3 protein-coding genes and 4 pseudogenes are annotated in these 6,330 nt (G+C 31.5%); 2 read left to right on the forward strand and 5 right to left on the reverse strand.

Annotated features, from left to right (window positions below; all coding sequences use genetic code 11):
- Positions 1-124: 124 nt before the first annotated feature.
- Together BPMYX0001_RS32815 and BPMYX0001_RS34310 are read left to right on the forward strand one after the other, a co-directional pair.
- Positions 125-355, forward strand: a pseudogene (locus BPMYX0001_RS32815) (IS4 family transposase); the annotation flags it as partial.
- 1,028 nt (positions 356-1,383) lie between these two features.
- Positions 1,384-1,566: pseudogene (locus tag BPMYX0001_RS34310) on the forward strand (SunI/YnzG family protein); the annotation flags it as partial.
- A 195-nt stretch (positions 1,567-1,761) separates the two neighbouring features.
- On the opposite strand, the gene BPMYX0001_RS26575 reads toward BPMYX0001_RS34310, so the two are convergent.
- The 5 genes and pseudogenes from BPMYX0001_RS26575 to BPMYX0001_RS34315 all read right to left on the reverse strand — a co-directional run.
- Complete coding sequence (locus BPMYX0001_RS26575; protein ID WP_006097289.1) at positions 1,762-2,601, reverse strand: YitT family protein; 840 nt, start codon at positions 2,599-2,601, stop codon at positions 1,762-1,764.
- Positions 2,602-3,046: 445 nt separating this feature from the next.
- Positions 3,047-3,688 carry a F0F1 ATP synthase subunit alpha gene (locus tag BPMYX0001_RS26580; RefSeq protein WP_006097290.1) on the reverse strand — a complete coding sequence of 214 codons (642 nt, stop codon included), beginning with the start codon at positions 3,686-3,688 and terminating at the stop codon, positions 3,047-3,049.
- Between the two features lie 327 nt (positions 3,689-4,015).
- Positions 4,016-4,683: pseudogene (locus tag BPMYX0001_RS29790) on the reverse strand (IS6 family transposase).
- Positions 4,684-4,825: 142 nt separating this feature from the next.
- A complete protein-coding gene (locus BPMYX0001_RS26590) occupies positions 4,826-5,482 on the reverse strand; it encodes an amidase domain-containing protein (RefSeq protein WP_006097294.1) in 657 nt (218 codons plus the stop codon).
- 467 nt (positions 5,483-5,949) lie between these two features.
- Positions 5,950-6,123: pseudogene (locus BPMYX0001_RS34315) on the reverse strand (IS6 family transposase); the annotation flags it as partial.
- Between the last annotated feature and the right edge of the window lie 207 nt (positions 6,124-6,330).

Here is a 6,330-nt window from a genome sequence, read left to right on the forward strand (position 1 = left end):
CGACAACTTGTTCAGAACAAGTCTGTCCAAAATCAAAAACAATTTATTCATAAATTATTTGGTTTATCTTCATAAGCTAGAAATATAGAGGAAATTGTTACTCTATGTTTCTAACTAACATTTTCGCACCAGAACCGAATATAAAACAATTTATATGATTCAAGATCATCTGTACTTAGTATATGAAGCTATACAACAAGACACCCAAGAAGTATCGAAAATTTTTCTTCGTCTGTTTGACCTCTTACAGAAAAACGGACGAAAATCTCACCGATATGAGAAAAAGACAGTTTTTGATATTTTAGACGTTGTTTATCAGTGCACTGTATCCAATCTAAAGCAGAAAACTGCATAACCTTTAAAAACACACCTTATCAAGGTTTATTTGGAATACGTATTTTTAAAAACAAATAAACAAAATATCAAGCATGTAGGCAACAGGAACGGAAGTTCATGAAATACTCAACCTTAGCTTGATGGGCATGATATTAAACCCCTATAATAAATATAGTGCAAATATGCACCTTTTGAAAAAGAGTGAAAGTTAAAAAAAGGGACCCCATGTGGGTTCCTTTTTTAATACATATAACCAAATTTAACTCTAGTCCAACAATGGAAAATTATTGTTAATTTTATTAAGAAGGGGAGGCACATAAATTAGTATTTTTGTCTTTTATCTCAAAATCTAAGAATACTCTTTATTATGAGATATATACAAAGTTTAACTCAAAATAAATACTAGCACTTAAAGAGAATTTAATTTCACAATATTAAGTCTTATTTAAATAATTATCTAACAGGCACACTAGAGAAGTCTACATTATAATGTTATTTATAAACATAATTTAAAAAGGAACAATTTCCTCTTTTTATCTCAATAACACAATATATATATACATTTTGAGATAAGGAATTCCACTCATTTTATAACTACCGATAAGATTTCTTATGTAAACTAATTAAAAGTATGTGTTTTAAAACTCCTTTATATCAGTGGTTTTCCAATGACAGAAAGTATCCCCTTACATGACCATGTGTATTTGTTTGTAAATATACAGAATTATTTTTGAGACAAACTGCCTAATTCGACAAGTAGCCACTTACTTGTGTTCATATACATTCCACTACAAAAATTAGCTTGTGCGTATTTCTACAAAGAAAAAGCATTCTATTTTATTGAACATTTTTACTGTGATACACAATACAATGGGAATACAATGAGGAATATGATTATATTAATAAAGTTCAGTTTTAATTTTTTATAACTAGAATCCAGGTACCTCATTTTATGTAATTTATGTAATTTATGTAATTTATTTTTCTATTAAAATGGTACTTTTGTATCGTAGATTAATGACACTAATACAGAAAGACCTTGGAAACATGCTAGGTATCGATGTCAAAAAAACAAATGAAGAATTAATTATTTCATGACAATTAGCTAAGATTCAAAATCCATTAAGTGAAATTATTGAGGTTACCATAGCTACTACGTATGCTGGTGTTGAAGAACCAGATGTACTCCGCATTAGAACAGCATACGGTACAACAGATCGTGTGGTAATGTAGCTTTGGAATAAAGGTTGATAAATAATACCCAACAAGCCATCATTTTACGATAAATAAAAAGAATCTATTTTGAATAAAAATTGATCAAAATAGATTCTCATATTTTAGCATTAGGATTTATTTTTATAAAATAGATTGATCATTTTCTGCCTTTTTAAAAACAAATTCTAATTCTTTAAAATCAACCTCTTATTAAGCCTTAGAAATATCTACAAATCCTTCTCCGAACACATCACGAACATCGTGTATGGCGATGAAAGCATTCGGATCAGTAGATTGAACAATCCGTTTTAGCTTTATTACTTCTTGCTTATTAATAACAATATAAAGAATGTCCTTTGGGGTTTTAGTGTAATAGCCATGACCTGAGTATACGGTAACTCCTCTGTCCATTGATGTAGTCACCTGTTTGGCAATTTCATTCGGTTTATCAGAAATAATCGTAATGGCCTTTTTTGGATTCAAACCTTCGATTACAAATTCCATCACTTTAGTTCCTACATATAGCATAATAATTGTCAGCATCAGCTTTTCCGCACCAATGATGAAATAAGATGAAAAAGCAACTATTAAATCGAAGAACAATAGACCATAGCTAATGCTCCAGCCTAAGTACTTATGTGTCATCCTTGCTAAGATGGTAGTACCTGCTGTTGTTCCACCAACCCGAATAATTAGACCAATCCCGCACCCTATAAATACTCCTCCAAAAATGGCATTTACCAGCATTTCATTCGAAGCAATATTCCAACCTTCTGTCAAATGAAGAAATAACGAGTTAGTAACTACAGCAATGATTGTATAAATTGTTGTTACCCTATTCAAAAATTTATAGCCAACTATTAACAAAATCGCATTTAGAATTAAGTTAACTAAGCCTGGTGACCACTCAAATAAATAGTAGGTAATAATCGTGATACCCGTTACTCCTCCTTCACCAAGCTCGTTCGGGATAACAAACAAATTCACACCTAACGCGAAAAGAAATGCACCAATAATAATAAAAATAATGTCTGTGGTTCTGTTTTTCATACAATACCTCACTTCTTATATAAATATTTATTTAGGCATAAACTCTCATCATTATATCGTGGAACATTTAAATCGAACAGTGGTCTGTTTTTATTTTAATATAGGATTTTCATCCAACTTTATTCTAAAACCACATGTAATTAAAACAGTAAAACAAAATTATTTATTATGTACTGCAGATAAAGTTTCGATTTTACATGCAATTCACGCTTGAAAATGAATATGAACACTGAATCGCACAAACTTCGAATAAAAAACAAATATGCGAGGCCATAGATTGTCCTAATTGTAGAGTAAATAAAAAAGTACCCATCTAATTGTCATACACATGATAATTAGATGGGTACTGCATGATACGTTATTTATTTTGTTCTTACTTTACATACATTCGGTTTATACATTTGTGTTTGGAATAAATCGCAAATAACGACTTTTATTCGCCTTATTAAGACCAGATCCATACATCATCATTATTTTCAATGTTGTTCTTTGCTTCATGAACTTTTTCGATATGATCCGTTGTGTTCCAGTTAATAGAAATTCCGCCCCAACCTACATACTTCATATCAATTTTTACTTTCTCACCCGTATTAAATACTTGTCCCTTTGTTAAGTACACATCAATAATAGCTTTCTTCCCATTTACCGATGGATACTGAACAACGACATATTTAGTAGAACCTTCTACCTCATCCTCCATCGTTGCTACTTTTGATACTTCCCCAATCACATAATCAGGTGAGCCATCTTCTTTCATGTGCATACCTAACTTATTTGAAGTATTTTCAACTGCAGTTGCAACCATATATTCTGTAAAATTACGCATCATAGATCCAGTAGCTTTTACTTCATCTCCTACTTTCACATTTGATAGTGAATCAATATAAACACTAACAGGTTCCTCATATTGCTTAGATTTTACGACAATCACTCCATTATCCACTTCTACTACTCGTCCTTCTAACGTCGAGAAATTCGATTCAATAGAAGCAGCACTCGCTTTTGTTGCTTCTAATCCTGGTAAATTCGTTCCTGATAATGCTGTGATACCTAAAGCTCCAGCTAAAATTATTTTTTTCATACCCATTATGTAACATCTCCATTCATGATGATTTTAGTTGTTTGATTGGATATAATCAACCTGTAACCATTATGGTTACAGGTTATGAAAATAGCAACTATATTTCTCATGCAATCCTGCATATTGCGTATTGAATATACTTAGATTTATACAAATTACTTCTAGATATTTCGCTATTTATCCCGAAACAAACCATCTTATATACTTATCTCAATTCTCGTTCTTAACAAAAATAGTATAGGATTTTTTCTCAGAATAACTCGAAAAAAAGGGTTCTGGTGCAAAAATAAATTATAAAAAAAGTAGGACCTGAATTTCCTACTAAATTACAGATTATGATGCGATACCAAACAATTTATCAATGAAATCTTTTTGAATTTGGGCAGATTTTCCCCCTTGATGAAGTTGCTTCTTTTTCATCATATGCATCGCTTCTATGCCACTCAGTATGTAAGTGGCTGTACGGAATGATTTGAATCCTAACATCGAACGAACTCGCTTTTTAATAAACCGATGATCTTGTTCCACTATGTTATTGAGATATTTCACTTGCCTTAGTTGGATGCCTAATGGCATCTTTTTTTCTTTTCTTTTCTTAATTCTTCAACTGCTATAGGATAAGCTGGATTCTTATCGACTGTCACGACACGAGGCTCAGAAATATGAAAAGACTGCAAAGCTTTCTTGAAGAATCGCTTTGCAGCCTTATGGTTTCTTGCTTTGCTTAGGTAAAAATCGATGGTATTTCCTTTCGAATCGACAGCACGATACTGGTACATCCATTAACCTTTGACCTTCACATACGTCTCATCAACTCGCCAAGAATCATTGGTTGTCTTAAGATGACACCTTAATCGCTCATCTAATTCAGGGCCATATTGATGAACCCAGCGCATGATGGTTGTATGAGCAATAAATAGCCCGCGTTCTTCCATCATTTCGACTAAATCACGAAAACGGAGGTTGTATCGTAGATACCATCTTACGGTTAATAAAATAATATCAGGTTGATAATGTTTCCACTTGAATAGATTTTGTTTTTCATACTGATCACGTCCTTTTTTAGAGTACTAGTATCAGTATGTCCAAGTTTGGGAGATTGCTTCCATATATTTCTAATTTTTTGCACCAGAACCGTGATTCTTACCTAGAAAATTTAATTACTCGGAAATTATCTCCTTGTATATTTCTAATATCTAAAGCTTCTCTATCGTTAGTATGTCCTGTTAAATAAACAGTTTCTGAATCCTTTTTTACTACAAACATTGCATGATAGTAACTTCCTCCTGATTTTTTTTGAAGTTGTATAACATCTCCAACTTCAATATCTCTCATAATATTTAATTTATCTGGTGTAATTACTTTTTGAGTTTTACTCCAAAAGGTATAAAAATCTTCGACGTTTATCCATGTGCTAGATTCAGTAAAAATATTATCTCTTTGTTTTTTGCTGTACCAGTAATTTTTATTTGAATCAATTCCTGAAGGTTGTATAGTTGATGGAAGTGTTTCTTTTATTCCGCCAGCTTTTAGAATTTGAGAGACATAATTCATACAATCATTTGGATCCCATTTTGCATAATCAGGATTCCTATTATTCCACCAGTTATTTACATAATCTAATGCATTTTTTATATTAAGTTGTTGATTTTCGTTTAAGTTATTAGTAGCTAATTCATCTTGGCTTTTTTGATAATTATCTATTGTTGATGCTAAAGCAATTGTACTGTCTAGCGGATTTTGAGTGACCAAAATACCAAAAAATAATGTTGTGCACATTATTTTTTTCTTAAATTTCATACAAACCTCTCCTTACTGTTGATTTTTTGAATTTAACTATATTGTGTTAGTGATATCGCGTACATTTTATATAATTAAGAGATTCCTTTGTTTTATTTTTTTAATAGGCTATTTATGTTAATCCGAAATAAAATTTATTAAATACGGGTCATTTTTATATTCTACAATAAACCTAATATTGTAAATTTTTCTGCAAATTAACGGAGAAACCTTTTAAAAAAAGTTGAGAAACAATTGTTATAAATAATAACCCATTTAATTCTATTATAATTCCTCATAAACATTATTTTGGGGTCCAGCCGCACATCCATTAACTTAAGGATTTGGACTATTCTTGTAGTTAAAAGCACGTTACCATTCTCTTATATTAATGAGAAAGGGTGACGTGCTTCTTATGAATATGCACCAAAAGGTTCTGGTGCAGAGTTTCTTAAGAGATAAAAATTTAGGTTGAGCGCAATTGAATCTCAAGCAATTGTAAGTAACTTTTGCAATTCATTGTACGTTGAAAAACCGCAGTTTGGTCGCAAACGGCGGTTTTGTTTATATATAGCATGAATGGTTTCGATTCCTTTCAAGGTACGTGAAGCATGACGAAGATTTTGAAATCCTGCGGATTGGGAAAAACGTCGCTTGATATGGTTCTGGTGCAAAAAATCTATAAAACTTGGACATACTGATACTATTACTCTAAAAAGGTGTGTGATCGGTATGGAAAAGAAAAATTTGGGTTCTGGTGCAAAAACCGTTTGATAGAGATATAGAACCTACATGGCCTATTCAATGACAGATTATGATGCAATTCTAAACAACTTATGTATGAACCCAACTTCATTTTGAGCAGATTT

It is taken from the genome of Bacillus pseudomycoides DSM 12442 (genome assembly GCF_000161455.1).
Lineage (GTDB): Bacteria > Bacillota > Bacilli > Bacillales > Bacillaceae_G > Bacillus_A > Bacillus_A pseudomycoides.

What these genes read in the sequence shown, in the direction of transcription:
- BPMYX0001_RS26575 (WP_006097289.1), bottom strand. Translation starts at nt 2,601, where the DNA reads ATGAAAAACAGAACCACAGACATTATTTTTATTATTATTGGTGCATTT.
- BPMYX0001_RS26590 (WP_006097294.1), bottom strand. Translation starts at nt 5,482, where the DNA reads ATGAAATTTAAGAAAAAAATAATGTGCACAACATTATTTTTTGGTATT.
- BPMYX0001_RS26580 (WP_006097290.1), bottom strand. Translation starts at nt 3,688, where the DNA reads ATGGGTATGAAAAAAATAATTTTAGCTGGAGCTTTAGGTATCACAGCA.